We start from the raw sequence: 26,064 nt of genomic DNA, 5'->3' as shown, positions 1-26,064 counted from the left end.
ATATCCATGCAAACGCATCGACTTCGGGAGAGGCACCATGCAGATCGGCGTCTTCACGGTCGGGGACGTCACCCCGGACCCGACCACCGGCACCACGATCGGTGAGCACGAGCGCATCAAGGCGATGGTGGCGATCGCCGAGCACGCCGAGCAGGTAGGCCTGGACGTGTTCGCCACCGGCGAGCACCACAACCCGCCGTTCGTGCCGTCGTCGCCGACGACCCTGCTGGGCCACATCGCGGCCCGCACCGAACGGCTCGTCCTGTCCACGTCCACGACGCTGATCACCACCAACGACCCGGTGAAGATCGCCGAGGACTACGCGATGCTCCAGCACCTGTCCGACGGCCGGGTGGACCTGATGCTCGGCCGCGGCAACACCGCGCCGGTGTACCCGTGGTTCGGGAAGAACATCCAGGACGGCATGGCGCTGACCGTGGAGAACTACCAGCTGCTGCGCGCGTTGTGGGACAACGAGGTCGTGGACTGGGAGGGCAGGTTCCGCACCCCGTTGCAGGGCTTCACCTCCACCCCGCGCCCGCTCGACGGCATCGCGCCGTTCGTGTGGCACGGCTCGATCCGCAGCCCGGAGATCGCCGAGATCGCCGCCTACTTCGCCGACGGGTTCTTCGCCAACAACATCTTCTGGCCCAAGGAGCACTACATCCGGCTGATCACCCTCTACCGGGAGCGCTTCGAGCACTACGGCCACGGTCGCGCGGACCAGGCGATCGTCGGCCTGGGCGGCCAGGTGTTCATGCGCCGCAACTCCCAGGACGCCGTCCGCGAGTTCCGCCCGTACTTCGACAACGCCCCGGTCTACGGCCACGGACCGTCCCTAGAGGACTTCACCGCGCAGACGCCGTTGACGGTCGGCAGCCCGCAGGAGGTCATCGAGAAGACGTTGACCTTCCAGGAGTTCTTCGGCGACTACCAGCGCCAGCTGTTCCTGCTCGACCACGCGGGCCTGCCGCTCAAGGTCGTCCTGGAGCAGCTCGACATGCTCGGCGAGATCGCCCCCGAGCTGCGCCGCGAGTTCGACGCCCGCCGCCCGGCCGACGTCCCGTCCGACCCGCCCACCCACACCTCCCGGAAGCTCGCCCGTGACGCCGCCCCCGTCGCCTGAGCCCAGCCGCACCGAGCTCGCCGCGGAGTCGTGGGAAGCGCTCTTCCGAGCGCAGTCCGCGCTCCTGCGGCGGTTCGCGGCCGACGACGTCTGGTCCCCCATCAGCCTGCGCGAATACGACGTCCTGTTCACCCTCAGCCGCCGCCCCGACCACCGCGCCCGCCTGCGCGACCTCAACCGCGAGGTCCTCCTGAGCCAACCGTCGCTGAGCAGACTGGTCGAACGCCTCTCCGACGCGGGCCTCCTGCGCCGCGAGGCGGACCGCTCCGACGGCCGCGGCACGATCGTCGTCCTCACCGACGCGGGCCTCGCCATGCAGCGCTCGGTCGGCCGACGACACACCACCAGCATCCGCCGCTACGTGGGACCGGCCCTGGACGACGAGGAGCTGCGCACGCTGCAACGGTTGTGCGACAAGCTCAGGCTGGCCCAGGAGTCCATTCCGGACTGATCGCGGTCAGCAGTAGTGCCGCTCCGCCGCGGCCACCATCGCGTCGGCCTGGTCCTCGGTCACCAGGCCGCCGATGGCGGCGATGTCGTCGACCAGCTTCTGCCGGGACATGCCCTGGGCGAGCTGCGTGCACACGCCCTGCGCGATCTGGATCTCCGTCGCGCCGCTGGTGCTCGTCGGCACGCCCGCGGCGTTCAACGCGGACAGGTAGGCCGCGCCCTTGTCGTCCGGGCGGGGTGGGGCGGCCGGGGTGCCCGCGGGTGGGGACAGGATCGGGGGTGCGGGGGTGCCGGCGCCCGCCGGGGTGGACGGGGCGGTGCCGGACGCGTTCGCCGAAGCCGAAGCCGGTGCCGACGCGGAGGCAGAGGCGGACGGGGAAGCCGAGGCGGAACGGCCGGCGGACGCGGGTGACGAGGAGGACGAGGACGGGGCCGAGGTGGGGGTCGACGAGCCGCAGGCGGTGACGGCGAGGGCGACGGCGGCGATGACGACGAGGTCGTACCTCAAGGCAGGGCTCCTTGGCAGGGGGTGCGCGGCGGCGGTCACCCGTCGCCGTCGTGGCCCGAAGGTACGCGACCCCGCGCCCCCGTGACCGGGTTTCGGAACGGACCGCGCGGTCCACCGACGCGCCCCGGACCGCGCCCGGTCCGGGGGCACCTCCCTAGTTCAGCGGGCGCGTGTCCTCGGGCAGCCCGCCGCCCGCGACGACGTCGAGGACCAGGTCCTGCAGCGCGGTCAGCGCCACGCGCTGGCTGAACGGCCCGTAGGACACCCGCGCCACGCCCAGCGCCTCCAACCGCGCCAGCGGCAGGCTGCCCGGCGCGCCGATGACGGTGAGCCGCCGCGGCCCGAACGCCTCCACCAGCGCCTCCACGGCGGCCTCGTCGAGCCTGCCGGGCACGAACACGACGGGCGCGCCCGCGTCCAGGTAGGCCTTGCCGCGGGTGATGGCGTCGGCGAGCACCTCAGCCGGGTCGCGGTCGCCCGCCTTGACGAAGGCGTCCGTGCGGGCGTTCAGCACGAACGTCACGCCCTCGGCCTCACCGGCCTTCATCGCGGCCTCGACCGCGGCCACCGACTCCGACAGCGGCTTCATCTGGTCCTCGAGGTTCGCGCCGACGACGCCGACGCCGATCGCCTTGCGGACCGTCTCCCCCGCGTCGCCGTACCCGCCCTCCAGGTCGGCCGTCACGGGCAGGTCGACCGCGGCCGCGATCCGGCCGACGGCCTCGATCATCAGGTCGACGGGGATCCGCTCCCCGTCCGGGTAGCCGTAGGAGGCGGCGATGGAGTGGCTGGCGGTGGCGAGGGCCTTCGTGCCCTCCACGTCGGCGACGACCTTGGCGGTGATGACGTCCCAGACGTTGACGACCTTCAGCAGTTCGGGCGCGGTGTGCAGGTCCAGCAGTGCGGTGGCCTTGGCGGCGAGTGAGGTCATGCCCCGAGCCTATTGGCCCACCTCGTTCGCGCGCGTTGGGCCGGACGGAGGAGTATGTGCGGTCATGTCCTTCGCCGATGACGTGTCCGCGGCCGCCCGGCGCCTGTCGGGTGTCGCCCTGACCACACCGCTGCAGCGCAACGACCGCCTCTCGGCCGCGACCGGTGCCGAGGTGTGGCTCAAGCGCGAGGACCTCCAGGTCGGCCGGTCCTACAAGCTGCGCGGCGCCTACAACCTGCTCTCGCAGCTGGACGAGGCCGAACGCGAGGCGGGCGCGGTGTGCGCCAGCGCGGGCAACCACGGGCAGGGCGTCGCCTACGCGTGCAGGCGGCTGGGCGTGCGCGGCCGGGTCTACGTGCCCAGCACCACTCCGCGGCAGAAGCGGCACCGCATCGCCGCGCTCGGCGGTGACGTGGTCGAGCTCGTCGTCGAGGGCGACACCTACGACGACGCCGCGACCGCCGCGCTGGAGCACGCGGCCGCGACCGGCGCCACCGTCGTGCCCGCGTTCGACGACGTCCGCACCATCACCGGCCAGGGCACCGTCGGCCTGGAGATCATCAGCCAGCTGGGGCGCGCCCCCGACGTGGTCGTCGTCCCGGTCGGCGGCGGTGGCCTGCTCGCGGGCCTCGGCACGTGGTTGGCGACCGAGTTCCCGACCACCCGCATCGTCGGCGTCGAGCCCGCGGGCGCCGCCAGCATGATCGCCGCCCTGGCCGCCGACGGCCCCGTGAAGCTGCCCGAGGTCGACACGTTCGTGGACGGCGCGGCCGTCCGCCGGGTCGGCGACGCCGGCTTCCCGCTGGTCAGGGACTCGGGTGCGGAGCTGGTCACGGTGTCGGAGGGCCAGATCTGCACCGAGATGCTCGACCTCTACCAGGTCGACGGCATCATCGCCGAGCCCGCGGGCGCGATGGCGTCGGCGTCCCTGGCCGAGTCCGTCGTGGTCGAGCCCGGCCAGACCGTGGTCTGCCTGCTCTCGGGTGGCAACAACGACGTCAGCCGGTACGCCGAGGTCGTCGAGCGCTCACTCGTGCACCGCGGCCTGAAGCACTACTTCCTGGTGGAGTTCCCGCAGGAGCCGGGCGCGCTGCGTCGCTTCCTGGACGAGGTCCTCGGCCCGGACGACGACATCGTCCTGTTCGAGTACGTCAAGCGCGACAACCGCGAGACCGGTGCCGCCCTCTGCGGCGTCGAGATCGGCCGCCGCGAGGACTACGACCCGCTCTGGTCCCGGATGAAGGCCAGCCCGCTGAAGATCCAGCACGTCGCACCGGGGACGACTGCTTACCGGTTCCTGATCTAGGCGCCGCGATGAGTTCCCGTGCGTCCACCGGTCCAACCTCTCGACCAGGACGACAGCACCCACCGGGAGCAACGCATGGGCCTCATCCACATCGAGCTGTTCGCGACCCTCGACCTCGTCGGGCAGGCGCCCGGCGGCCCCGACGAGGACCCGGAGGGGTTCCCGTTCGGCGGCTGGCAGGCGCCCTTGATGGACGAGGTCGCCGGGGCGCAGGTCGGCGCCGCGTACGAGGGCACGGACGCCCTGCTGCTCGGCAGGCGCACCTACGACATCTTCGCCGGCTTCTGGCCGCACCAGGACGAGAGCGGCCAGGACGGCGACATCACCGAGCTCTTCAACCGCATCCCGAAGTACGTGGCCTCGCGCGGCACGCCCGACCTCGGCTGGGCCGGGTCCACGCAGCTCGGCCCGGACCTCGCGACCGCGGTGCGGGAGGTGCGCGACCGGCACGAGAACATCAAGGTCGTCGGCAGCCTGGACCTCGTGCAGACGCTCCTGCGCGAACGGCTCTTCGACCGCATCGACCTGTGGGTGCACCCGATCATGCTCGGCGTCGGCAAGAAGGTGTTCGACGACGGCGTGGTGCCCACGAACCTGACCCTGCTCGAACCGGCCGTGACCAGCCCGAAGGGCACGATCCACCTGCGCTACGGGCTCGCCGACGGCACGCCGGGCACGGGCGACATGAGCGCGCCCGACCGCGGCGTCGGCTGACCTAGGGCGTCGCGGGCTCGACGGGCTCCGGTTCCGCCTCGGCGATCCGCGCGTGCAGGCGGTCCCGGATCTCGTCCGGCGTGTACGCCTGGCGCCGGCGCTCGGCCCGCACGACGACCGCGCCGGTGGCGGCGACGCCGACCACGCCCGCGAGCCCGAGCAGCTTCCACCACTTCATTTGCCTAGGCTACCTCCCATGGCCGAAACGCGGATCACCCTGGACGAAGCCGTCAACCTCACGCGCACCGGCGACGTCTGGCTGTTCAGGGGCGACTCGGCGGCGGACCGGGCGATCCGGATGACGACGAACAGCCCGGTCAACCACGTCGGCATGGCGGTGGTGATCGACGACCTGCCGCCGCTCATGTGGCACGCCGAGCTGGGCCGGTCGCTGATCGACATGTGGACGGGCACGCACCAGCGCGGGGTGCAGCTGCACGACCTGCGCAGCGCGGTGCTGGTGTGGGCGAACCGGTACGGGCAGCGGGCGTGGCTGCGGCAGCTGGACCACACGCACACGCGGGAGACCGACGACGCGGTGCTCAAGACGATCGCGCGGCTGGACGGGACGCCGTTCCCGTCCACGGCGAAGCTGGCCACGCGGTGGTTGCGCGGGCGGCTGCCCAAGGTGCGCAAGGGGACGTCGGAGGCGACGCTGGAGACCGCGTACTGCGCGGAGGTCGTGGCGGTCACCTACGAGGCGATGGGTCTGCTGCCCGTCGGACGGCGGGTGAACTGGTACGACCCCGGCCGGTTCTGGAGCGGTGACGGGCTCCGGCTGGAACGGGGCGCGGAGCTGAGCGCGGAGATCGCCGTCGACATCCCGGCGTGAACCCGTTCGACACGCCGTAGGACAATCGGGGGTATGCAGGTTCAGACCGAGGCCGACTGGGTCTCCCGTTTCGCAGACGACGTCATCGCCGAAGCCGAACGCCGGGCGCCCGGCGAACCCATCGTCTGCGCGTCCGGCCTGAGCCCGTCCGGCCCGGTCCACCTCGGCAACCTCCGCGAGGTGATGACCCCGCACCTGGTCGCCGACGAGATCCGCCGCCGCGGCCACGACGTCGTGCACCTGCTGTCGTGGGACGACTTCGACCGGTTCCGCAAGGTCCCGGTCGGCGTCGACCCGGCGTGGGCCGAGCACATCGGCAAGCCGCTCACGTCCGTCCCCGCGCCCGCGGGCAGCGAGTACCCGAACTGGGCCGAGCACTTCAAGGCGCCGATGATCGCCGCCCTCGCGGAGCTGGGCATCGAGTACCGGCCCGTGAGCCAGACGCAGATGTACACCTCCGGCGCCTACCGCGACCAGGTCCTGCTCGCGGTACGCGAGCGCGCCAAGATCGACGCGATCCTGGGCCGGTACCGCACCAAGGACAAGCCCGTCACCGAGCAGGACGACGAGGAGCAGTACTTCCCGTACAAGCCGTACTGCTCCGCGTGCGACCGCGACATGACGACGGTCACGTCCTACGACGACGAGACCACCGAGCTGACCTACACCTGCGTGTGCGGGCACACCGAGACCGTGCTGCTCAGCGAGCACACCCGCGGCAAGCTCGTGTGGAAGGTCGACTGGCCGATGCGCTGGGCGTACGAGGGCGTCGTCTTCGAACCGTCCGGTGTGGACCACTCCTCCCCCGGCTCGTCGTTCGTCGTGGGCGGCCAGATCGTGCGCGAGGTGTTCGGCGGCAAGCAGCCGATCGGTCCGATGTACGCGTTCGTCGGCATCTCCGGCATGGCGAAGATGAGCAGCTCCAAGGGCGGCGTGCCCACCCCCGGTGACGCGCTGGAGATCATGGAGGCACCGCTCGTCCGCTGGCTGTACGCCCGCCGCAAGCCGAACCAGTCGTTCAAGGTCGCGTTCGACCAGGAGGTGCAGCGCACCTACGACGAGTGGGACGCGCTGGAGCGCAAGATCGCCGACGGCACCGCCGTCGCGGTCGACGCGGTCGCCCACGACCGCGCCACCCGCACCGCCGCCGGGCCCCTGCCCAGCACCCCCACCCCGATCGCCTACCGCACGCTCGCGTCCATCGTGGACATCACCACCGGCGACCCCTCGCAGACGTTGCGCATCGTCCGCGACCTGGACCCCACCCGCCCCGTGTCCACCCTGGACGAGGTCCGCCCCAGGCTCGACCGGGCCGCCCACTGGATCACCACCCAGGTCCCGCTCGACCAGCGCACCCGCGTCCGCGAACACGCCGACGTGGACCTGATCCAGTCCCTCGACGAGCACCAGCGCGAATCCCTGCGCCTGCTCCTCCAGGGCTTGGACAGCCACTGGTCGCTCGACGGCCTCACCGACCTCGTCTACGGCGTCCCCAAGGACCAGGCGGGCCTGCCCAGGGACACCAAGCCGACGCCCGAGCTGAAGGTCGCACAACGCACCTTCTTCGCCCTGCTGTACCGGCTGCTGGTGGGGGTGGAGACCGGGCCACGGCTGCCCACGTTGCTGCTGGCCGTGGGGGCGGACCGGGTGCGGAAGCTGCTGTCGGACTGAGCCTTGGGTGTGGGTGCGCTCGCGACAAGGCGCGCGCACCCACACCGGGCACTGCTTTACCTGCGACAACACAGCCCGCCGGACCGTTCGGCGCATAGGAACATACGTTCGAAGCTTCGCACTACCGGGGCCACCCGTTTGCGACGAATAGACCGTACGGTCCGGGTTCAAGGCGGGCACTGCCCGTCTGAGGCAGCACCGCCATGAACCGGGTGTTCGTCGTGGCCAGCTCCTGCCTCTGGTCTGATCAGAGGAGGAAGCCCTGATGCGTGTGAAGATCAGTGCTGGGTCCTTCATGGAGTACTCGACCAGCGGCCAACGGGGCCGCATCGCCATCGTCTCGGAGCAGAAGGCCGTCTACCTGTCCGAGCACTTCCTGGGCCAAGGGTTCTACGAGCCGGTGCGCGACGCCATGCGGCGCGCGGCCAACTCCGCGACTCCTGAACTCGCGCTCGACGCCGCGATCGACCGAGCGAATCGACGCGGACAGGCACAGGCGTTCGTCGAGATCAAGAACGGTTACCTGCCGTGGCTCGCGAGCCGGCGTGCGACCGGTGTTCCGGTCGTCAGTTCGACCTGGAGTTGCGGGGATCTCGTCCTGACCATCAAGCCCCATCTCGGCTTGCGTCTCCGAGACGGCTCCACCATGGCGGTGCTGGCCTACCTGAAAAGCCAGCCGCTGACACAGGAGTCCGCCAACGTCGGCCTCAGGCTGCTGGAGTACACGATCGGAACGACGCTTCCGGAAGCCACGCCGATCGTGCTCGACGCCCGCCGCGGTCGGGCGTTCAGCATGTCCAGGCGCACGAACACGGCCAAACTCGACGCACTCATCATCGCTGAGGCGGCAGGCTACGTCGCACATTGGGGTGCTACCGCCTGACAGCCGGCCAGAGGGGCCTCGCTCGGAAGCGAGGCCCCCGGTTCGCTAGGACCCCAGAACCCCGTCCAGCACGGTCTGGGCCTCCTCCTGCAACAGCGCCAGGTGGTCCGGGCCCTTGAAGGACTCGGCGTACAGCTTGTACACGTCCTCCGTCCCCGAAGGCCTCGCGGCGAACCAGCCGGACTCAGTGACGACCTTCAAGCCGCCCACGGGCGCCCCGTTGCCCGGTGCGTTGGTGAGGCGGTCGAGGATCTTCTCGCCCGCGATCTCCTCCACGGCGACCTGCGACGGGGACAACGCACCCAACGCGGCCTTCTGCTCACGGGTGGCGGGCGCGTCGATGCGGGCGTACACGGGGTCGCCGAGGGAGGCGGTCAGTTCCCGGTAGCGGGCGGAGGGGGTCGAGCCGGTCACCGCGATGATCTCCGAGGCGAGCAGCGCCAGGATCAGGCCGTCCTTGTCGGTGGTCCAGCCCCGGCCGTCGCGGCGCAGGAACGACGCGCCGGCGCTCTCCTCGCCGCCGAAGGCGATCGAGCCATCCAGCAGCCCCGGCACGAACCACTTGAACCCGACCGGCACCTCGACCAGACGTCGTCCCAACGACGACGCGACCCGGTCGATGATCGACGAGCTCACCATGGTCTTGCCGATGGCCGCCCCTTCAGCCCAGCCGGAGCGGTGGGAGTAGAGGTAGTCGATGGCGACGGCGAGGAAGTGGTTCGGGTTCATCAGGCCCGCGTCGGGGGTGACGATGCCGTGCCGGTCGGAGTCGGCGTCGTTGCCCGTGGCCACGTCGAACTCGGCGCGGCGGGAGATGAGCGACGCCATGGCGTACTGGGAGGAGCAGTCCATCCGGATGCGGCCGTCCCAGTCGAGCGTCATGAACCCGAACGTCGAGTCCACCACGGGGTTCACGACGGTGAGGTCGAGGCCGTGGCGGTCGGCGATCTCCGACCAGTAGGCGACGCTCGCGCCACCCAACGGGTCCGCGCCGATGCGGACGCCCGCCGAGCGGATGGCGTCCAGGTCGACGACCGAGGGCAGCTCGGTCACGTAGAGGTCGAGGAAGTCGAACGGCTCGGCGGCCTGGCGGGCGCGGGCGTACGGGATGCGCTTGACCCCCGAGAGCCCGGCTTCCAGCAGTTCGTTCGCCCGGTCCTGGATGCCCTTGGTGATGCCGGAGTCGGCCGGGCCGCCGTCCGGCGGGTTGTACTTGAAGCCGCCGTCCTCGGGCGGGTTGTGCGACGGGGTCACGACGACGCCGTCCGCCAGTCCGTCCGTGCGGCCGGAGTTGTGGGACAGGATCGCCAACGACACGGCGGGCGTGGGCGTGTAGCCGTCGCGGCTGTCGACCAGCACCCGCACGTCGTTGGCGACGAACACCTCCAGCGCGGTCACGAACGCCGGTTCGGACAGCGCGTGGGTGTCGCGCCCGAGGTACAGCGGGCCGGTCACGCCTGCGCGCGCCCGGTGCTCGCACACAGCCTGGGCGGCGGCGGCGATGTGGTCGTCGGTGAAGCCGATCTTCAACGCCGACCCGCGGTGGCCGGACGTGCCGAACGCGACCCGCTGCTCGGCGACCGACGGGTCGGGGTGCTCCGCGTAGTACGACGTGACCAGGTGAGCGACGTCGACCAGGTCGGCTCGCGTCGCGGGCTGACCTGCACGCGGGTGGACTGCCACGGGTTTTCTCCTCGCTCTGGGCTGCGGGGTGAAGCAGACCCCTACGCGCCCACCGAGGTCAAGGGGACACGTCGGGCTCCGCCTCGACGATCTCCGCGTCCAGGATGTCCACGATCGGGATCGTGTCGTCGCGCTCCGCCGTCACGGTCGGCTGGGGCACGTTGTCGACGATGCCGTACTTCTCCTGGAGGTGCCGTTTGCGGTAGGCGTGCTCGGCGTCGTCGACCACCCGCGAAATGGTCTTCGCGTTCAGCCCCGCGCCGATCAGGACGCCCACGACGGGGACGGCCTGGCCGAGCTTGCGCTGGGTGAGGCGCATGCCCAGCTGCGCGTACACCTGCTCGACGACCTTGGTCACGACGTTCTGCCGCAGCTGGTCCCACGTGTGCTTGCGGGCCAGGCCCTGGACGAGCTTGTTCAGCTCCAGGTAGGCGGCGGTCTTGGTGACCTCGGAGGACGTGCCGAGGTTCAGCACGCCCAGCGCGAACATCTGCTCCTCGGGCCGGGTGAGGTCGTAGCCGTAGTAGGCGGCGACGTGCGCGACCGCCCGCTGGCTCGCCACCAGGACCGCGGCGGCGTCGGCGGCCATCGCGCCGATCACCACGCCCGCGCCCGGCGCGCCGCCGCTGGCCACGCCGAGCAGCTCGCCGCCGGACACCGCGAGCCCGGCGGCGGCGCCCTGGAGGGTGGACGCGGTGATGTAGGCGATGTCGAGCCGCGGTTTCACCTTGTCCATCTCGCTGAGCGGCAGCGCCCGGATGTCGTCGATGGTCTGCACGGCGTGGCCGCGCTTCTGGAACGCCTTGACGACCGCGCCGGAGCGGACGCTGGCCCGCGCGGCGCGCGAGCCGAGGTCGGTGAAGCCGCCGAGCGCCTTCATCAACAGCCCCTGGAACTGCTCGGAGCCGGGGATCGAGTCGATGCGGCGCTTGGCGACCTCGCCGGTCCGCTGCAGCCGGTCCCGCACGACGGCGGGCAGCAGGGAGCGCTCGGCGGGCTGCTCGCTCTCGATGAGCGCGTCCCACGCCTTGCCGTCGTACTCGGACATCCCGCTGCGGAACGACATCCCACCAACCTACCTATTCGTACGAGATCGCGTTCAGGACGTTCAGCCGCGCCGCCCTGATCGCGGGCAGGATCGCCGCGACCACGCCGATCACGGCGGCCACCGCCAGGTAGGTACCCATTCGCGCCCACGGGAACCCGAGCTCGGTGATGCCCTGGTCCCGCAGCGCCCGCACGGTGGCGACGCCGAGGCCGGAGCCGACCAGCAGGCCGAGCAGGGCGCCGAACACCGAGATCACCACGGACTCGACGATGATCATGCGCATCACCTGGGCCCGGCGCATGCCGATCGCGCGCAGCATGCCGAGCTCGCGGGTCCGCTCGACGACCGACAGCGCGAGGGTGTTGACCACCCCGAGGACCGCGATGAGGATCGCCAGCGCGAGCAGGATCTGCACCATGAGCAGCACGGTGTCGAGCTGGGCGGCCTGCTGCCGGACGAACGCGCTGCGGTCCTGGACCGAGACCTCGGGGTTGTCCGCGAACAGCGGCTCGACCCGGTGCTGGACGTCGGCCACCGGCGTTCCCGCCGCGACCTTCGCGAAGGCGTCGGTCAGCTCGGCCGACGAGAAGTCCGCCGCTGCGGCTGCCGAGAGCTGTACCCCGTCCATCACGCCGTTCTTGGCGTAGATCACGGCCACCGAGTAGGTCTGCTGCTCCCCCTTCGCCAGCTGCACGGTCACCGTGCTGCCCACGCCGAGGTTCTTCGCCTTGGCCGTCTCCTCGGCCATCGCCACGGTGCGGCCGGTGACGTCGGCGAACGACCCGGCCGTGGCGCGCAGGCCGAACAGGCGCTGCATGGCGGGGAAGTCGGTGACGGCCTGGAGGTGCATGCGGTCGCCGTCCACGGCCGCGTAGTCGGAGTAGAACCCGAACGCGGACTCGACGCCGGGCGTGCTCCGCACCCGGTCCAGGACGGCGGGCTCGAAGGTGGCCCCCTCCTCGCCGGAGATGATCAGGTCGGCGGAGATCTGCGAGTCGGCCACCTTGGTGATGCTCGCGGTCGCCGACGTCAGGACGATGCTCACGCCGGTGATCAGCGCGATGCCGACCATGAGGGCGGCGGCGGTGATGGCGGTGCGGCGCGGGTTGCGCGCGGAGTTGCGCCGCCCCAGCGTGCCGGGCGTCGACCAGGACAGCAGTCCGCCGATCACGGCGACGACCGGCTTGCTGATCAACGGGGTCAGCAGGGCCACGCCGAGGAAGGCGACCAGGATGCCGGAGAACACCATCCACAGCACGCCGTTGGCGAGGCCGATCCCGAGCAGCGTGCCGCCGGTCGCCGACAGCGCGGCGCCCGCGACGGTCGGCTTGGTCAGCGGGCGGTCCGGGGTGGCGGCCTCGCGCATCGCGGCGACGGGCGCGATCCGGGAGGCGCGCACGGCCGGGAACACCGACGCGGCCATCGTGACCAGGATGCCGACGGCGAAGGACGAGACGACCGCGGCGGCCGGGAGCCCGATGCTCGCGAGCTGCAGGCTGCCGCCGCCGAACGTGGCGAACAGCCGGGCGAGCAGCGCCCCCACGCCGACGCCCGCGCCGAGTCCGACGACGGAGGCGACCACGCCGATCACCAGCGCCTCCAGCACCACCGACACCATCATCTGGCGGCGGCTCGCGCCCATGGCCCGCATCAGCGCGAGCTCCTTGGTGCGCTGCGCGACGATGATGGAGAAGGTGTTGAAGATGATGAACGCGCCCACGAACAGGGCGATCCCGGCGAAGCCGAGCAGGATGTAGTTGAAGAACTTCAAGCCCTCGCCGATGGAGTCGGTCTGCGCCTTGGCCAGCTCGGTCCCGGTCTTGACCTGGTAGTCCGCGCCGATGGCGGCGGCCACCCGGTCGCGCACGACGTCCTGCGGGACGCCGTCGGCGGCCTGGACGGTGACGGAGGTGTAGGTGTCGGGCCCGCCGAGCAGCACGCGGTGGGCGGTGGCGGGGCTGAAGCTGATGCTCATCTCGCCGCCGAGCGAGTCGCGGCCGCCCTGGTAGCCGAAGACGCCGACGACCTCGTAGGTCTGCTTGGGCGCGGCGGTGAGCACGGCCACCTCGTCGCCGACGGCGAACCCGCCGGACTTGGCGAGGAACCCGCCGAGCACGACCTCGCGGTCGCCCTCCGGCGCCCGGCCCTCGCGCAGGACCCGTTGCCCCGACAGGTCTTCGGCCCACGCGTCGCCCAGCCGGGGCGCGCCGCTGGTGGTGAGCACCTTGCCGTTCTTGCCGATCGCGCGGGCCGGGCCGACGACGTCGCCGACCACCGCGCGCACGCCGTCGACCCCGCGCACGGTCTCCAGGACCGAGGCGGGCAGCGCCGCGGCGGAGCTCTCCGGGTCGCCGTCACCGCCCTGCACCTTGGGCTTCGTGGTGACCTGCGCGTCGACCCCGGTGTAGACGCTGGAGAACAGCGAGTCGAACGACCGGTCGAGCGTGTCGGTCAGCACGAAGGAGCCGGACACGAACATCACGCCGAGCACGACGGACAGCCCGGACAGCAGCAGGCGCAGCTTGCGCGCCATCAGGCTCTTGAGGGTGGCCCTGAACATCACGCGACCCCGCCGTCGAGGTGCTTCATGGTGTCGAGGACGGCTTCGGCGGTCGGCTCGACCAGCTCGCGCACGATCCGACCGTCGGCCAGGAAGACGACCCGGTCCGCGTAGGACGCCGCGTTCGCGTCGTGGGTCACCATCACCACGGTCTGCCCGAACTCCTGCGCGGACCGCTGGAGGAAGCCGAGCACCTCGGCGCCGGAGCGCGAGTCGAGGTTGCCGGTCGGCTCGTCGGCGAACACCACGTCGGGCCTGCCGACCAGCGCGCGGGCGCACGCGACCCGCTGCTGCTGGCCGCCGGAGAGCTGGGTGGGCCGGTGCCCGAGCCGGTCGCGCAGCCCCACGGTGTCGACCACGGTGTCGAACCACGCCCGGTCGACCTTGCGGCCGCCGATCGCCAGCGGCAGCAGGATGTTCTCCTCCGCGGTCAGGGTGGGCAGGAGGTTGAACTGCTGGAAGACGAACCCGACCTTCGTGCGCCGCAGGTCGGTCAACCCCTTGTCCCGCAAGCCGGTCACCCGCGCGTCGCCGACGAACACCTCGCCGGAGTCCACGTCGTCCAGTCCCGCCAGGCAGTGCATCAGCGTCGACTTGCCCGACCCCGACGGCCCCATGATCGCGGTGAACCGGCCCCGCTCGATGTCCACGCTGACCCCGTCCAGCGCGGTCACGGCCGCTTCCCCCGAGCCGTACACCTTCGTCACGCCCACGGCTCTCGCCGCGGTGGACGTGGACGTCCCCACTGTCACCGTCACCGGATGCTCCGATCTCCCCTGCGCGCTTGTGTTGGGGAAATCCTGTCGATCCGACGGTGCCCGCGCGTCGGGAACGTGCCCGATCCGCGGCCGGGGCCGACCCCGAACCGGCCTAGGGGTTCTTCCCCGACCCCTCCCGGCGGGACCCTTCGGTCGAACGGCTCGACGCGCTGGTCAGGAGTCCAGGTGCCCCAGGACGTCGAAGCCCCGTTCCATCAGCGACGGCAGGTCCTCCGCGCCGTCGCCCTCGACCCAGGCGGTGAGCGCCGTGGACAGCGCGCCGAGCACGGCGGCGGCCAGGACGCGGAGCTCGAAGGTGATGTCGCCGCCGGTGCGGGTGGCCAGCGCCTCGGCGAACAGCCGCTGGGTGCTGTCGCCGTTGCGCCACTGGCGGCCGCGCAGCGCCGGTGTGGTGAGGATGAGCCTGGTGCGGGCGAGCAGGGCGTCCTTGTCGGTGTCGTACACCTCGCGCATGCCCAGGACGACGGCGTTGCGCAGGGCGGTGAGCGGGCCGAGCTCGGCGGGCTGGGTGCGGATGAACTCGATCAGCAGGGGGTCGTACTCGTCGTTCTCGACGACCGCCTCCTTGCTGGGGAAGTAGCGGAAGAACGTCATGTGCGACACCCCGGCGGCCGACGCGATCCGCTCGACCGTGGTCGCGTCGTAGCCGTCGGCCAGGAACAGCCGCAGCGCGTGTTCCTGGATGGCCTTCCTGGTCCGTGCTTTCCGCTGTTCCCGCAGTCCCGGTGCTGGCGTGCTCACGTGCCAAGGATGCCGGTCAGCCTCGAGTCCAGCACGCCGGGTGCCTCCTGGCCGCGCCACGCGAGGTGGCCGTCGGGGCGGATCAGCAGGGTGTCGCCGTCGGCGGGCAGCACCACGACGCGGTCCTCCCCCAGCCGCTTGCGGGCCACGACGGCGGACCGCTCGCCGCCGAACAGCACCCAGCGGTGGCCGAGCAGCGCGTGCAGCCTGGTCGGCGTGCTCCCCAGGACGACGGGCCGGTCGGGCACGCGGTCGCCCGGCTGGGGACCGCGGCCGAACCGGTGGCCGCCGAGCGGACCGCGCCGGTAGGTGATCCCGAGCTGGGAGGACCGGTCCCAGACCGCCTTCTGCACGAAGCCGCGGTTCATCATCGGCACCACCACGTGGTCGCGCAGCAGCCGGGCGGGCGGCGACCCGCCGATCAGCAGCTTCGTCATGCCGCTGGTGGAGGACAGCACGCCTTCGGCGACCGGCCGCCGTTCGCCCTCGTAGGTGTCCAGCAGCGACGCCTCGGCGTGCCCGGACGCGACCAGCGCGAGCTTCCACGCCAGGTTCTCCGCGTCCCCCAGCCCGGTGTTCATGCCCTGCCCGCCGAACGGGCTGTGGATGTGCGCCGCGTCCCCCGCGAGCAGCACCCGGCCGACCCGGTAGGTGTCGGCGAGCCTGCGGTGGAAGCGGAAGCTCGACGTCCAGTCGGTCGACCCGACCACCGCGTCCGGTAGCGCCGCCCGCTCGCGCAGCAGCTTCCCCATGACCGCGGCGATGTCCCCGTCGTCGGGGAAACCGGCGGGCGCGGGCGCCATCAGCCGCCACAGGTCGGTGCCCGGCAACGGGAACGCGGCCAGCAGGTCCTCGCCGTCGAGCCACACGGCGACGGCGTCGCGCGGGCGCGGCAGGTCGACGTGCGCGTCGGCGAGCAGGAACCGCTCCACCAGCGGCACGCCGGGGAACCCGACGCCCACCGCCTTGCGCACCGCGCTGTGCGCCCCGTCGCAGCCCACCACCCAGTCGGTGCGCGCCTCCCGGCCGTCGGCGGTGCGCACCAGCGCGCCCCGGTCGTCCTGGGTGATCCCGGTCAGCGCGGTGCCCCACTCGACGACACCGCCGAGGTCGGCGAACCGCCCGCGCAGCTCGCCTTCCACCTCGGCCTGCGAGATCAGCAGCCCGCGCCGCTCGACCAGCTTGGTGACCCGGCCGACCTCCAGCTCCCCCAGGGGTTTCCCGCCGACCGAGATCGCGATCCGGTCGACCTCGATCGACCGCTCCGGGAGGTCGCCCAGCGCCCCGAGCCGGTCCAGCACCTCCACCCCGCGCGGTTGGAGACCGAGTGCGCGGGACGTGACGGCGGGACCCGCCGCCGCGTCCACCAGCCGCACGGGAACGCCTGCCGCGAGCAGGCCGCACGCCAACACCAGTCCGGTCGGACCGGCACCTACCACCGTGGTTGTCATGGCTGAAGTGTTACTCAATACCAGTTGGTAGTCAATAACAATTTCAGACGGGACAGCCGCGCCGGTCGGGATTACGGTCGTGGGCATGAGCACCGAGACGAGCACCGCGCTCCTCACCGACGCACTCGACCGCGTCCGGGAGGTCGCCCACCAGGCCGCCGACGGCCTCACCCCCGACCAGCTGGCCCACCGCGTCGACGGCACCGCCAACTCGATCGCCTGGCTGGTGTGGCACCTCACCCGCGTCCAGGACGACCACGTCGCCGAGCTGGCGGGCGTCGAGCAGACCTGGACCGGGCAGGGCTGGGCGGAGAAGTTCGACCTCCCCTTCGACGACTCCGCGACCGGCTACGGCCACACCTCCGACGACGTCGACGCGGTCGGCGGCCGCACGGCGGACCTGCTGCTCGGCTACCACGACGCCGTGCACCGCGCGTCCACCGAGTACGTGCGCACGCTGACCGACGAGGACTTCGGCCGCGTCGTCGACCAGCGCTGGGACCCGCCGGTGACGCTCTCGGTCCGGCTGGTCAGCGTCCTGTCCGACGACCTCCAGCACGCCGGGCAGGCGGCGTTCGTGCGCGGGCTGCTGGGTTGACCCTCACACGGCGTCAGACCGTAGACCGGTGACGCCCGTCCCACCCGCACCGGAAGCGAGCACACCGTGGACGTCCTCTTCGGATCCGCCACCGAGGCCGCGGCGCTGCTGCGCCGCGGGGAGCTGTCGGCGCGCGAGCTGACCGCGCTGCAGCTCGACCGCGTCGACGCCGCGAACCCCGCGGTCAACGCCGTGGTCGAGCTGCGGCGCGACGTCGCCCTGCGGGCCGCCGACGAGGCCGACGCGGCACTGGCGCGCGGTGACGACGTGGGCCCGCTGCACGGCGTGCCGATCACGGTCAAGGAGGCCTTCGACGTCGCGGGGATGCGCACCACGTGGGGGAACCCGGCGTTCGCCGACTTCGTCGCGCGGGAGGACTCCACCGTCGTGGCGCGGCTGACCGCGGCGGGCGCCGTCGTGATCGGCAAGACGAACGTGCACGAGATGCTCGCGGACTTCGGCCAGACGGCCAACCCCGTCCACGGTCGCACCGACAACCCGTGGGACCCCGACCGGACGCCCGGTGGCTCGACCGGCGGCGGCGCGGCGGCGCTGGCCGCCGGTCTGTCCTTCCTGGAGTACGGCTCGGACCTGGTCGGCTCGATCCGCGTGCCCGCCGCGTTCTGCGGTGTCTACGGCCTCAAGCCGAGCGTGGACACCGTGCCGCTGACCGGTTTCCAGGTTCCGCGCACGACGGCGGCGCCGAGCGACTGGCGGTACCTGTCGTCGGTCGGACCGCTCGCCCGGTCCGCGGCGGACCTGCGCACGGCGCTCCGGGTCACCGGTGGCCCCGAGGGGCCGGCCGCGCGGGCGTACTCGTGGCACCTCGCCCCGCCGCGGAGCACCAGGCTCGCCGACTTCCGCGTCGGCGTCGTGCTCGACCACCGGGACGCACCGGTGTCCGGCGAGGTCGGCGCCGTGCTGTCGAACGCGGTCGACGCGCTCGGCGCGGCAGGCGTGGAGGTCGTCGAGGGCTGGCCGCAGGGCGTGGACCCGACGCGCGACGCCGAGTCGTTCGGCTTCCAGGTGGGGCTGTTCTTCGCCTTCCAGGAGCCGGAGGACTTCGCGCCGCTGAGCGCCGTCGTCGAGCAGGAGGCCCGGCGGATGGCGGCGCGCACGGCGTGGTCGCGGTACTTCGAGGACGTCGACGTGTTCCTGTGCCCCACCACCTTCACGCCCGCGTTCCCGCACGACACCAGGCCGTTCGCCGACCGCGTGATCGGCACGCCCGAGGGCGACCGGCCCTACGACGCGCTGCCGTTCTGGGTCGCGCACGCGTCCCTGCCCGGCCTGCCCGCGGTGTCCGCCCCGGTCGGGCTGACCGCGGGCGGGCTCCCGGTGGGCGCGCAGGTGGTCGGGCCACCGCACGAGGACGACACCGCGATCACGTTCGCCGAGCTGGCCGCCGACGTCCTCGGCGGGTACCGGCGGCCGCCGCGGTAGTCCTCAGCGCCGCCGTTCCAACCAGTCCGCCCACAGGTCGAGGGCCTCGCCCGGCCCGAGTCGGCCGACGCCGACGCGGAACCGGTCGGTCGGCGTGGGCGTCAACGCGGAGGCGAAGATGCGGGCGGGCAACAACAACACGCCCTCCTGCTCGACGAGGTCCGCGCACATCGCCTCGACGCCGTCGGCCCCGAGGTAGCGCGGGTAGGCCACGCACCCTCCCTTCGGCGGCGCCCACTCGAACAGGTCGGGGAAGCGCGCGAAGAACGCGTCGAACAGCGGCACGTTCTCCTCGACGATCCGCCGGTTGCGGCCCAGCACGCGGTCGCGGGCCCGCAGCGCGATCAGCGCCAGCACCTCGCTCGGCGCGGCGTTGCAGATCGACGTGTAGTGCTTGGCGCGCTCGAGGCGGGCGAGCAGAGCCCTGTCCTTGCAGGCGATCCAGCCGATCCGCAGCCCCGGAAGGCCGTAGGCCTTGGACATGACGTTGAGCGAGAGCGCCGTGGGCGAGAGGTCCGCGGCCTGCGGCAGCGCGGGCGCGCGGTCGAGGCCGCGGTAGACCTCGTCGCTGAACAGCAGGACCCCGCGCTCCTCGCACAGCCGCACGAGCCGGGTCCACGTGGCCGCGTCCGGCACGGCGCCGGTGGGGTTGTTGGGGAAGTTGACCGACACCATCCGCGTGGTGGGCCGCAGCGCGGCCTCGACCTCGTCCACGTCCAGCGCCCAGTCCTCGTCGGCGCGCAGCGCGACCCCGGTCACCTCGCACACCGACAGCGGGATCGTCTCGGCGGCCTGGTAGTTCGGCGTCACCACGACGACGTGGTCGTCCGCGTCGAGCAGCGTCGTCATCGCCAGGTACAGGCCCTCCTCCGCCCCCGCGAAGCACAGCACGTCCTCGGGCTCGACGGTGTCGTAGGTGTCGGCGACGGCCTCCCGCAGCGCGGGCAGGCCGTAGGTCTCGCTGTAGCCCAGGGTCAGCGACTCCCAGCGCTTCCTGCCGTCGTCGTCGGCCAGGTCGAGGAGCTCGGTCAGCGACAGCGTCTGCGCGTCCGAGGCGGTCAGGTGGTGGCGGGCGGCGAACTCCCAGCGCGCGAAGTACGACTCCAGCCGGAACTCAGGGAGCATCGGGATCCTCACGCGGGTCGGCGGGCGGGTGGAGGGCGGCGGGCGTCGACCGGGGCACCGCGCCCCGGTCGTGGACAATACCTCCAGGTTGGACGAAAACTCCAAACTCGAACACCCGTTCGACCTGGGTTACGCTGCCGGACATGCCGGTACCGGTGCAGGCGTCGTTGTTCGACGACTCGGAGGCGATCGGGCTCCGCGAGCTCACGTCGGTCCGCCGCACGGTGCTGGACCGCGGCGCGTGGGTCGACGTGCGGCCGGGCTGGCTCAGCGGGGCGTCGGAGCTGTTCACCGAGCTGGCGGGCGGGGTGCCGTGGGTGGCCGAGCGCAGGCAGATGTACGACCGGGTCGTGGACGTGCCGCGGCTGCTGTCGTTCTACGACGAGCGCGCACCCCTGCCGCACCCCGTGCTGGAGGCCGCGCGGACGGCGTTGAGCGCGCACTACGCGGCGGAGCTCGGCGAGCCGTTCCGCACCGCGGGCCTGTGCTACTACCGCGACGGGCGCGACAGCGTGGCGTGGCACGGCGACACGATCGGCCGAGGCGCCACCGAGGACACGATGGTCGCGATCGTCTCGGTCGGCACCCCGCGCGCCCTGCTGCTGCGGCCGCGCGGCGGCGGGGAGACCGTGCGGCACGCGCTCGGGCACGGCGACCTGATCGTCATGGGCGGCTCGTGCCAGCGGACGTGGGAGCACGCGATCCCGAAGACCGCGAAGCCCGTCGGGCCGCGCATCAGCGTCCAGTTCCGGCCCCGCGGCGTACGCTGACACACCCCTACGTTCTTTCGGCCGAGCCGGTGAAAATCCAACGGGAGTCATTCCCCGGCCGCCGCCGACATCCTTCGCCGATGCCAAGTAAATTCTCTGGGAATTTTTACTCCATCCAGCCTGATGCCGAGGCCCGACCCTTTGCGCTACCGTTCGAATCCTGCGCCGCCATCAGGTCGAGAGGTATCGGAAAGGTATCCCATGCTCACTACGATGGCAGCTGCCGTCATGGCTTTGTCCACGGTCATAGCGCCTGCCACGACCGTCGATTCCCCGCCGGGCGAGCGGATTACCGTCACCGTCGTCACGGTCAACGGATCCGGCTGTCCCGCGGGCACGGCGGCGGTCGCCCCGTCCGCCGACAACACCGCGTTCACGGTGACCTACAGCGACTTCCTCGCGCAGATCGGCGTGGGTGCGGAGCCCACCGAGTTCCGGAAGAACTGCCAGCTCAGCCTCCGCGTGACCTACCCGCAGGGCTTCACCTACGGCATCGCGCAGGCCGACTACCGGGGGTTCGGCTCCCTCGCGCACGGCGCCAAGGGGCTGGAGAAGGCGAACTACTACTTCGCGGGCAACTCGCCGACCGCCCAGGTGAGCCACACGTTCAACGGGCCGCTCAACGACTACTGGCAGGCCACCGACAAGACGGAGGTCGCCTCGATCGTCTACGCGCCGTGCGGCGAGCAGAAGATCCTGAACCTGAACACTGAATTGCGCGTCAGCGCGGGCACCTCGGACATCTCGAAAACGACGAGCTTCATGGCCATGGACTCGACCGACGGCAGCGTTCGAACGACAGTCCACTTCGCGTGGAAACAGTGCCCCTGACATTCCCGAGGGCCGTCTAGAACGTTTTCAAAGCCCTGAGAAACGTTTTCATTCGCCGCGCCGCCATTCACGGATGACCGCATTCAGAAAGGTGCACCCATGCTCAGTGCGATCACGGCCGCCCTCATGGCCCTGTCCACGATCACGTTCCCACCCGGCGGCGCACCGGGCACCGTTCCCCCACCGGACCACATCACCATCGAGGTGGTGACGGTCCTCGGGTCGGGCTGCCCGACGGGCACGGCCGCGGTGGCCGTCTCGCCGGACAACAAGGCGTTCACGGTGACCTACAGCGACTTCCTCGCCCAGGTCGGCATCGGCGCCCAGCCCACCGACTTCCGGAAGAACTGCCAGCTCAACCTGAGGGTCAACGTGCCGCAGGGCTTCACCTACGGCATCGCCCAGGCCGACTACCGCGGGTTCGCGCACCTGGAGACGGGTGCCAGCGGCACCGAGCGGGCCAACTACTACTTCCAGGGCATGTCGGCCACCCCGTACAAGTCCCACACCTACAACGGGCCGATGAGCGACGACTGGCAGGCCACCGACACCACCGAGGTGGCCGCGATCGTCTACTCGCCGTGCGGCGAGCTGCGCAACTTCAACATCAACACCGAGCTGCGCGTGAACGTGGGCACCTCGGACCCGAAGAAGACGACCAGCTTCATGGCGATGGACTCGACGGACGGCAGCATCGAGACGACCTACCACTTCGCGTGGAAGACCTGCCCCTGATCGTCAGCGCCCGACGCCGGGGTCCGCGGTCTCCACCGCGGGTCCCGGCTCCTCGGCGTGCTCGCGGCGCGGCAGCAGCAACGGCGTGGCCAGCATCAGCACCCCGGCCACCGCGACCGCCTCGCGCGGCCCGACGAGACCCGCCAGCAGCCCCCACAACGCCGTCAGCACCGCGATGGTGGCCTTGCTGGAGATCGACCACGCCGACAGCGTGCGCACGACCCGGTCGTCCGGCACCTGCTCCAGCCGGTAGGTGGCGAACACCGGGGTGAACACGCCCATGCACGTGATCAGCCCGAGTTCGACCAGCATCACCAGCACGAGGCCGGACGCTCCCGCGTGGACGAACGCCAGCCCGACGAGCCAGCACGCGCGCAGCGTCCCGACCACGCGCAGCACCCGGTGCCGCCCGAACCGGCCGACCAGCCGCCGCGACGTCCGCGCCCCGACCAGCCCGCCCACGCAGGGCGCCGCGAACGCCAGCCCGTACTGCCACGGCGCGAACCCCAGCGGGCCAAGCATGAGCACGGCGAGCAACGGCGCCGTCGCCATGATGAGTCCGCTGACCAGGACCGTGTTGAAGAACAGCGGGCGCAGCACCGGGTGGCCCAGCACGTACCGCCACCCCTCCAGCAGGTCCCCCACCCGCACCGGCGCGCCGGTGCGCACGGGTCGCGGCTCGCCGCCCCCGATCGCCCGGATCCCCGCCGCCGACAGCAGGTAGCTCACCGCGTCCGCCACCACCGTCGCCACCGGCCCGAACAGCCCGATCGCCGCCCCGCCCAACGGCGGACCCAGCGCGGTGGCGGTCCAGGCGGTCGACTCGAACCGCCCGTTCGCGACCAGCAGGTCCTCCCCCGACACCACCGACTTCAGGTAGGCCCCGCTCGCCGCCTGGAACGCGATGTCCGCCGTCCCGACCACGATCGACACCACCAGGAGCTGCCCGAACCCCAGCCACCCCAGCCAGTGCGCCAGCGGGACCGTCACCAGCGCGGCGAACCGGACCAGGTCCATCGCCACCATCACCGGCCGCTTGCGCCGGAACTCCAGCCAGTGGCCCAGCGGCACCGCCACCAGCGCACCGACCGCCAGCCCGGCGGCCGCCAGCACCGACACCTCCGCCGGACCCGCGTGCAGCACCAGCACCGCGATCAACGGGAACGCGTCGAACGCCAACCTGGTGCCGAAGGTGCTGGCCGCGTACGCCGCCCACAACCACCCGAACCGCCGCCCCAGCGACCGCCCACCCACCACTGCGGACTCCTCCCCCGGTCCGGGAGATCCAAGCGAGCGGCGCGCGAGCGGGTCAAACAACCGCCACCACAACCACCGGTTGTGCCCGCGGTGCGGTGGCCACGAACCCTTGCCGGGGAGTTCTGTCGCCCAGGCGGTCCCTCGCGAGCGGCTGGGCCCGGAGATGCCCGCCGAGGATCGTGGTCACCGCACTAGAGTCGGCCGCCGTGGACCTCGACGCCGTGCGCACCTTCGTCGCCGCCGCGGAGGCGGGCCGGTTCCAGGACGCCGCCGCGGAGCTGTCGGTCACCCAGCAGGCCGTCTCCAAGCGGATCGCGGCGCTGGAGAACGACCTCGGCGTGCGGCTGTTCGCCCGCACCCCGCGCGGCTCGTCGCTCACCCCCGACGGGCGGGCGTTCCTGACGCACGCGCGCGACCTCCTGCGGGCCGAGGAGCGGGCGGCCGCGTCGGTGCGCCCCGGTCGCCGCGCCCTGTGCGTCGACGTGATCGGACGGCGGCTCGCGCCCGCGGACCTGGTGCGCGACTTCCACCGCGCGCACCCGGACACCGAGCTCGACGTCGTGACGCTCCCCGACGGGGACGCGGCCGTCGACGCCGTCCGGTCCGGTGCGGTCGACGTGTCCTTCCGGGCCGTCACCGCCGGGCGGCTCCCCGACGGCGTGCGCGCCGAGCGGGTGCACGACGAGCCCGTCCAGCTCCTCACCGGACCGGCCCACGAGCTCGCCGACACGGGCGCGGTCACGCCCACCGCCCTGCGCGGGCACCGGATCTGGATGCCCGGCGTGGGCCTGCGGACGGAGTGGGGGACGTTCTACCGCGACCTGACCGCCGCGTTCGGGCTCACCGTGGACGCGACCGGTCCCGACTTCGGCACCCGCCCCGTGCTGGACGTGGTCGCGGGCTCGTCGACGTTGGCGACCTTCATCGGCGAGGGGTCCGGGCTGCTCTGGCCCGCCGACTACGACCTGCGCCGGATCGCCCTGCGCGACCCGGTCCCGGTGTACCCGCACTCGCTGGTGTGGCGCGACGACAACCCGCACCCGGCGCTGGCCGCGCTCCGCGCCCACCTCGGCACCCCCGCACCGGCCGCGGGCACCTGGACACCGGAGTGGGCCGGTCTCAGGCCCGCGGGCCGACGGTCGCGGTGAGCGACACGGAGTTGTAGGCGGGGCTGGAGGCTCCTTCGCGGGCGACCTGCCCGTCGACGGTGATCCGCGCCCCGATCTCCGACGCGCCGCCCACGGCGACCACGGAGGCGCTCTGCGGCTCCGCCCCGGCGGGCAGCTCGACCGTCGTGGTCCACGGCAGCGCCGCCCCGGTCACCACCTCGGTCCCACCCGCGCCGTCCGTGCCGAAGGTGATGTCACCCGTACCGGTGCCGGTGACCTCGTACACCACGATGTGCACCACGGGCGGCGGCGCCGCGGGAGCCGTGGGCGCGGTCTCCAACCCCGGCCGCGGGGCCTCGGTGGACGTGCTCGTGGCGGGCGGCGGCGCCGCGGCCGTCTTGCCACCGGACCCGCCGGTGAGGACGACACCGGCCACGACGAGCACCGCGACGAGCCCGACGACCCAGAGCCAGTTCTTGGTGTTCCTCGGTGCCGGGACGGCCGGATCCTGCGACATCGGGCACTCCTGCGACGGGCGGCGGGCTGACCCCTCAAGCGTCGCGTTCCGCCCGCTCGCCGTTACACCCGTGCCTGGCGAGTCCACTCCGGACCGTCAAAACCCCGCACCGGCGGCACGGCGATGTGCCACCGGTGCGGGCTCGCCAGAACGTCTAAGCGCGCCGCCTCCAGAACAGCGCTCCGCCCACCACGACCACTCCCAGCACCACGATCCCGGCCGGGATGAGCACGCCCTTCTGCGACGCCAGCGAGGCCAGCCGGTCCACCTGCGGCGCCGCCACGGCCGACCCCGGCTGCGGGGAACCGGGCTGCGGGGATCCGGGCGGGGGCGCGGCACCCGCCTGCGAGGCCCCGGCCACCAACGTCACGTCCGAACACGAGTAGTAGGTGTCCGGTGTGTCCGAGTTCTGCCAGATCGTGTAGATCACGTGGCGCCCGGTCTTGCCCGCGGGCACCGACCCGGCCAGCGTGTAGGCGTCCTTCACCAGCGGAGGGTCCGTCACCGTCATGAACGGCTGCTCTTCGAGATCGGCCCACCGCAAGGGGTTCTCCGGCTTGTACCCGTCCTTGCTCAGGTAGAGCCGGAACGTCCCCTTGTGCGGGATCGTCGCCCGGTAGGTGATCTTCACGGCGCCGGTGACGACCTTCGACGTGGGCCAGTCAGCCCTGGCCAGGTCGAGGCCCGCGTACTCGCGGAGACCGGCGCTGCACAGCTTGCCGTCGGGGATGGTCTCGCGGTCGCGGCCCTTGACGTTGGCGACGCGGATGTTGTCCCACTCGGCGGAGGCCTTGGGACCGCTGGCGGACAGCGCCGCCTTGCACGCGACGGGTTGCGGCTGCGCGCCGTCGGCCCCGCACGCGGCCGACCGGCTGACCGGTGACACCACCGCGCCGTGCGCGGCCGCGGTCCCGACGGCGAGAGCCGTGTACAGGACCGCGACCGCGGACGCCCACCACCATGCACGAGTCCGCACTCGCCCACCTCCACGTGGGG

General features: G+C 72.1%; 26 protein-coding genes. 13 read left to right on the top strand and 13 right to left on the bottom strand.

All coding sequences use genetic code 11. The features are described from left to right. The first annotated feature begins 37 nt into the window (after positions 1-37). The gene (locus tag CLV43_RS31635) at positions 38-1,126 is read left to right on the top strand and encodes an LLM class flavin-dependent oxidoreductase (protein WP_106191723.1); all 1,089 of its coding nucleotides are present in this window, start codon (positions 38-40) and stop codon (positions 1,124-1,126) included. After that, entirely contained in the window at positions 1,104-1,577 is a 474-nt protein-coding gene (locus CLV43_RS31630) for a MarR family winged helix-turn-helix transcriptional regulator (RefSeq protein ID WP_106191721.1), read from the top strand. Before CLV43_RS31635 ends, CLV43_RS31630 begins: the two co-directional genes overlap by 23 nt. Positions 1,578-1,583: 6 nt before the next feature. Here CLV43_RS31630 and CLV43_RS31625 read toward each other — a convergent pair whose 3' ends face one another. Both CLV43_RS31625 and CLV43_RS31620 read right to left on the bottom strand, forming a co-directional pair. Further along, complete coding sequence (locus CLV43_RS31625) at positions 1,584-2,084, bottom strand: DUF732 domain-containing protein (RefSeq protein ID WP_170156101.1); 501 nt, start codon at positions 2,082-2,084, stop codon at positions 1,584-1,586. A 154-nt stretch (positions 2,085-2,238) separates the two neighbouring features. After that, on the bottom strand, positions 2,239-3,015 hold the full coding sequence (locus CLV43_RS31620; protein WP_106191718.1) for an isocitrate lyase/PEP mutase family protein: 777 nt from the start codon (positions 3,013-3,015) through the stop codon (positions 2,239-2,241). Between the two features lie 64 nt (positions 3,016-3,079). Here CLV43_RS31620 and ilvA point away from each other — a divergent pair, with 64 nt between their 5' ends. Then, entirely contained in the window at positions 3,080-4,321 is a 1,242-nt protein-coding gene (ilvA, locus tag CLV43_RS31615) for a threonine ammonia-lyase IlvA (RefSeq protein WP_106191717.1), read from the top strand. A 75-nt stretch (positions 4,322-4,396) separates the two neighbouring features. Next, positions 4,397-5,035: a dihydrofolate reductase family protein gene (locus CLV43_RS31610; RefSeq protein ID WP_106191715.1), complete on the top strand. Its 639-nt coding sequence runs from the start codon at positions 4,397-4,399 to the stop codon at positions 5,033-5,035. A 1-nt stretch (position 5,036) separates the two neighbouring features. Here the strand turns inward: CLV43_RS31610 and CLV43_RS48050 are convergent, their stop codons facing one another. Beyond that, positions 5,037-5,213 (bottom strand): hypothetical protein, encoded by a 177-nt coding sequence (locus tag CLV43_RS48050; RefSeq protein ID WP_170156100.1) that lies wholly within the window; start codon positions 5,211-5,213, stop codon positions 5,037-5,039. Between the two features lie 18 nt (positions 5,214-5,231). On the opposite strand from CLV43_RS48050, the gene CLV43_RS31605 reads away from it, so the two are divergent. The 3 genes from CLV43_RS31605 to CLV43_RS31595 all read left to right on the top strand — a co-directional run bounded on the left by CLV43_RS31605 (position 5,232) and on the right by CLV43_RS31595 (position 8,421). After that, on the top strand, positions 5,232-5,867 hold the full coding sequence (locus CLV43_RS31605; RefSeq protein WP_106191714.1) for a hypothetical protein: 636 nt from the start codon (positions 5,232-5,234) through the stop codon (positions 5,865-5,867). A gap of 33 nt (positions 5,868-5,900) precedes the next feature. Further along, a complete protein-coding gene (gene lysS, locus CLV43_RS31600) occupies positions 5,901-7,538 on the top strand; it encodes a lysine--tRNA ligase (protein ID WP_106191712.1) in 1,638 nt (545 codons plus the stop codon). A 265-nt stretch (positions 7,539-7,803) separates the two neighbouring features. Continuing rightward, positions 7,804-8,421 (top strand): hypothetical protein, encoded by a 618-nt coding sequence (locus CLV43_RS31595; protein ID WP_106191710.1) that lies wholly within the window; start codon positions 7,804-7,806, stop codon positions 8,419-8,421. Positions 8,422-8,466: 45 nt separating this feature from the next. Here CLV43_RS31595 and pgm read toward each other — a convergent pair whose 3' ends face one another. The 6 genes from pgm to CLV43_RS31565 form a co-directional block, all read right to left on the bottom strand. Further along, positions 8,467-10,104, bottom strand: coding sequence for a phosphoglucomutase (alpha-D-glucose-1,6-bisphosphate-dependent) (gene pgm / locus CLV43_RS31590; protein WP_106191709.1), 1,638 nt, complete (start codon positions 10,102-10,104; stop codon positions 8,467-8,469). Between the two features lie 58 nt (positions 10,105-10,162). Then, positions 10,163-11,170, bottom strand: a complete 1,008-nt coding sequence (locus tag CLV43_RS31585; protein WP_106191707.1) for an EcsC family protein — start codon at positions 11,168-11,170, stop codon at positions 10,163-10,165. A gap of 13 nt (positions 11,171-11,183) precedes the next feature. After that, positions 11,184-13,712 carry an ABC transporter permease gene (locus CLV43_RS31580; protein ID WP_106191959.1) on the bottom strand — a complete coding sequence of 843 codons (2,529 nt, stop codon included), beginning with the start codon at positions 13,710-13,712 and terminating at the stop codon, positions 11,184-11,186. Continuing rightward, on the bottom strand, positions 13,712-14,470 hold the full coding sequence (locus tag CLV43_RS31575) for an ABC transporter ATP-binding protein (protein ID WP_245887130.1): 759 nt from the start codon (positions 14,468-14,470) through the stop codon (positions 13,712-13,714). Before CLV43_RS31575 ends, CLV43_RS31580 begins: the two co-directional genes overlap by 1 nt. A 174-nt stretch (positions 14,471-14,644) precedes the next feature. Next, positions 14,645-15,232: an acyl-CoA-like ligand-binding transcription factor gene (locus CLV43_RS31570; RefSeq protein ID WP_106191705.1), complete on the bottom strand. Its 588-nt coding sequence runs from the start codon at positions 15,230-15,232 to the stop codon at positions 14,645-14,647. Next, positions 15,229-16,683: an FAD-dependent monooxygenase gene (locus tag CLV43_RS31565; protein ID WP_106191704.1), complete on the bottom strand. Its 1,455-nt coding sequence runs from the start codon at positions 16,681-16,683 to the stop codon at positions 15,229-15,231. Before CLV43_RS31565 ends, CLV43_RS31570 begins: the two co-directional genes overlap by 4 nt. 85 nt (positions 16,684-16,768) lie before the next feature. Here CLV43_RS31565 and CLV43_RS31560 point away from each other — a divergent pair, with 85 nt between their 5' ends. After that, positions 16,769-17,281: a mycothiol transferase gene (locus CLV43_RS31560; protein ID WP_106191702.1), complete on the top strand. Its 513-nt coding sequence runs from the start codon at positions 16,769-16,771 to the stop codon at positions 17,279-17,281. Positions 17,282-17,347: 66 nt separating this feature from the next. Continuing rightward, the gene (locus tag CLV43_RS31555) at positions 17,348-18,724 is read left to right on the top strand and encodes an amidase family protein (RefSeq protein WP_106191701.1); all 1,377 of its coding nucleotides are present in this window, start codon (positions 17,348-17,350) and stop codon (positions 18,722-18,724) included. Between the two features lie 3 nt (positions 18,725-18,727). On the opposite strand, the gene CLV43_RS31550 is transcribed toward CLV43_RS31555, so the two are convergent. Continuing rightward, on the bottom strand, positions 18,728-19,849 hold the full coding sequence (locus tag CLV43_RS31550) for an aminotransferase class I/II-fold pyridoxal phosphate-dependent enzyme (protein ID WP_245887129.1): 1,122 nt from the start codon (positions 19,847-19,849) through the stop codon (positions 18,728-18,730). 143 nt (positions 19,850-19,992) lie between these two features. Here CLV43_RS31550 and CLV43_RS31545 point away from each other — a divergent pair, with 143 nt between their 5' ends. The 3 genes from CLV43_RS31545 (at position 19,993) to CLV43_RS31535 (ending at position 22,185) form a co-directional block, all read left to right on the top strand. Then, the gene (locus CLV43_RS31545; protein WP_106191699.1) at positions 19,993-20,619 is read left to right on the top strand and encodes an alpha-ketoglutarate-dependent dioxygenase AlkB; all 627 of its coding nucleotides are present in this window, start codon (positions 19,993-19,995) and stop codon (positions 20,617-20,619) included. A gap of 201 nt (positions 20,620-20,820) precedes the next feature. Next, positions 20,821-21,450 carry a DUF4360 domain-containing protein gene (locus tag CLV43_RS31540; RefSeq protein ID WP_106191698.1) on the top strand — a complete coding sequence of 210 codons (630 nt, stop codon included), beginning with the start codon at positions 20,821-20,823 and terminating at the stop codon, positions 21,448-21,450. Positions 21,451-21,549: 99 nt separating this feature from the next. Further along, positions 21,550-22,185, top strand: coding sequence for a DUF4360 domain-containing protein (locus tag CLV43_RS31535; protein ID WP_106191696.1), 636 nt, complete (start codon positions 21,550-21,552; stop codon positions 22,183-22,185). A 3-nt stretch (positions 22,186-22,188) separates the two neighbouring features. Here CLV43_RS31535 and CLV43_RS31530 read toward each other — a convergent pair whose 3' ends face one another. After that, on the bottom strand, positions 22,189-23,442 hold the full coding sequence (locus CLV43_RS31530; RefSeq protein ID WP_106191694.1) for an MFS transporter: 1,254 nt from the start codon (positions 23,440-23,442) through the stop codon (positions 22,189-22,191). 179 nt (positions 23,443-23,621) lie between these two features. Between CLV43_RS31530 and CLV43_RS31525 the strand changes: the two genes are divergently transcribed. After that, positions 23,622-24,590: a LysR family transcriptional regulator gene (locus CLV43_RS31525; protein WP_245887128.1), complete on the top strand. Its 969-nt coding sequence runs from the start codon at positions 23,622-23,624 to the stop codon at positions 24,588-24,590. Here the strand turns inward: CLV43_RS31525 and CLV43_RS31520 are convergent. Together CLV43_RS31520 and CLV43_RS31515 are read right to left on the bottom strand one after the other, a co-directional pair. Then, the gene (locus CLV43_RS31520; protein ID WP_106191691.1) at positions 24,562-25,068 is read right to left on the bottom strand and encodes an MmpS family transport accessory protein; all 507 of its coding nucleotides are present in this window, start codon (positions 25,066-25,068) and stop codon (positions 24,562-24,564) included. The two genes, CLV43_RS31525 and CLV43_RS31520, sit on opposite strands and share 29 nt — an antisense overlap. A gap of 154 nt (positions 25,069-25,222) precedes the next feature. Further along, positions 25,223-26,044: a lytic polysaccharide monooxygenase auxiliary activity family 9 protein gene (locus CLV43_RS31515; protein ID WP_106191689.1), complete on the bottom strand. Its 822-nt coding sequence runs from the start codon at positions 26,042-26,044 to the stop codon at positions 25,223-25,225. Between the last annotated feature and the right edge of the window lie 20 nt (positions 26,045-26,064).

This window comes from Umezawaea tangerina (genome assembly GCF_003002815.1).
Classification (GTDB): Bacteria; Actinomycetota; Actinomycetes; order Mycobacteriales; family Pseudonocardiaceae; genus Umezawaea; species Umezawaea tangerina.
This window is presented reverse-complemented; position numbering and strand designations above follow the sequence as displayed.

What these genes read in the sequence shown, in the direction of transcription:
- CLV43_RS31635 (WP_106191723.1), top strand. Translation starts at nt 38, where the DNA reads ATGCAGATCGGCGTCTTCACGGTCGGGGACGTCACCCCGGACCCGACC.
- CLV43_RS31620 (WP_106191718.1), bottom strand. Translation starts at nt 3,015, where the DNA reads ATGACCTCACTCGCCGCCAAGGCCACCGCACTGCTGGACCTGCACACC.
- ilvA (WP_106191717.1), top strand. Translation starts at nt 3,080, where the DNA reads ATGTCCTTCGCCGATGACGTGTCCGCGGCCGCCCGGCGCCTGTCGGGT.
- CLV43_RS31610 (WP_106191715.1), top strand. Translation starts at nt 4,397, where the DNA reads ATGGGCCTCATCCACATCGAGCTGTTCGCGACCCTCGACCTCGTCGGG.
- CLV43_RS48050 (WP_170156100.1), bottom strand. Translation starts at nt 5,213, where the DNA reads ATGAAGTGGTGGAAGCTGCTCGGGCTCGCGGGCGTGGTCGGCGTCGCC.
- CLV43_RS31605 (WP_106191714.1), top strand. Translation starts at nt 5,232, where the DNA reads ATGGCCGAAACGCGGATCACCCTGGACGAAGCCGTCAACCTCACGCGC.
- lysS (WP_106191712.1), top strand. Translation starts at nt 5,901, where the DNA reads ATGCAGGTTCAGACCGAGGCCGACTGGGTCTCCCGTTTCGCAGACGAC.
- CLV43_RS31595 (WP_106191710.1), top strand. Translation starts at nt 7,804, where the DNA reads ATGCGTGTGAAGATCAGTGCTGGGTCCTTCATGGAGTACTCGACCAGC.
- CLV43_RS31585 (WP_106191707.1), bottom strand. Translation starts at nt 11,170, where the DNA reads ATGTCGTTCCGCAGCGGGATGTCCGAGTACGACGGCAAGGCGTGGGAC.
- CLV43_RS31580 (WP_106191959.1), bottom strand. Translation starts at nt 13,712, where the DNA reads ATGTTCAGGGCCACCCTCAAGAGCCTGATGGCGCGCAAGCTGCGCCTG.
- CLV43_RS31565 (WP_106191704.1), bottom strand. Translation starts at nt 16,683, where the DNA reads ATGACAACCACGGTGGTAGGTGCCGGTCCGACCGGACTGGTGTTGGCG.
- CLV43_RS31560 (WP_106191702.1), top strand. Translation starts at nt 16,769, where the DNA reads ATGAGCACCGAGACGAGCACCGCGCTCCTCACCGACGCACTCGACCGC.
- CLV43_RS31550 (WP_245887129.1), bottom strand. Translation starts at nt 19,849, where the DNA reads ATGCTCCCTGAGTTCCGGCTGGAGTCGTACTTCGCGCGCTGGGAGTTC.
- CLV43_RS31545 (WP_106191699.1), top strand. Translation starts at nt 19,993, where the DNA reads ATGCCGGTACCGGTGCAGGCGTCGTTGTTCGACGACTCGGAGGCGATC.
- CLV43_RS31540 (WP_106191698.1), top strand. Translation starts at nt 20,821, where the DNA reads ATGCTCACTACGATGGCAGCTGCCGTCATGGCTTTGTCCACGGTCATA.
- CLV43_RS31535 (WP_106191696.1), top strand. Translation starts at nt 21,550, where the DNA reads ATGCTCAGTGCGATCACGGCCGCCCTCATGGCCCTGTCCACGATCACG.
- CLV43_RS31520 (WP_106191691.1), bottom strand. Translation starts at nt 25,068, where the DNA reads ATGTCGCAGGATCCGGCCGTCCCGGCACCGAGGAACACCAAGAACTGG.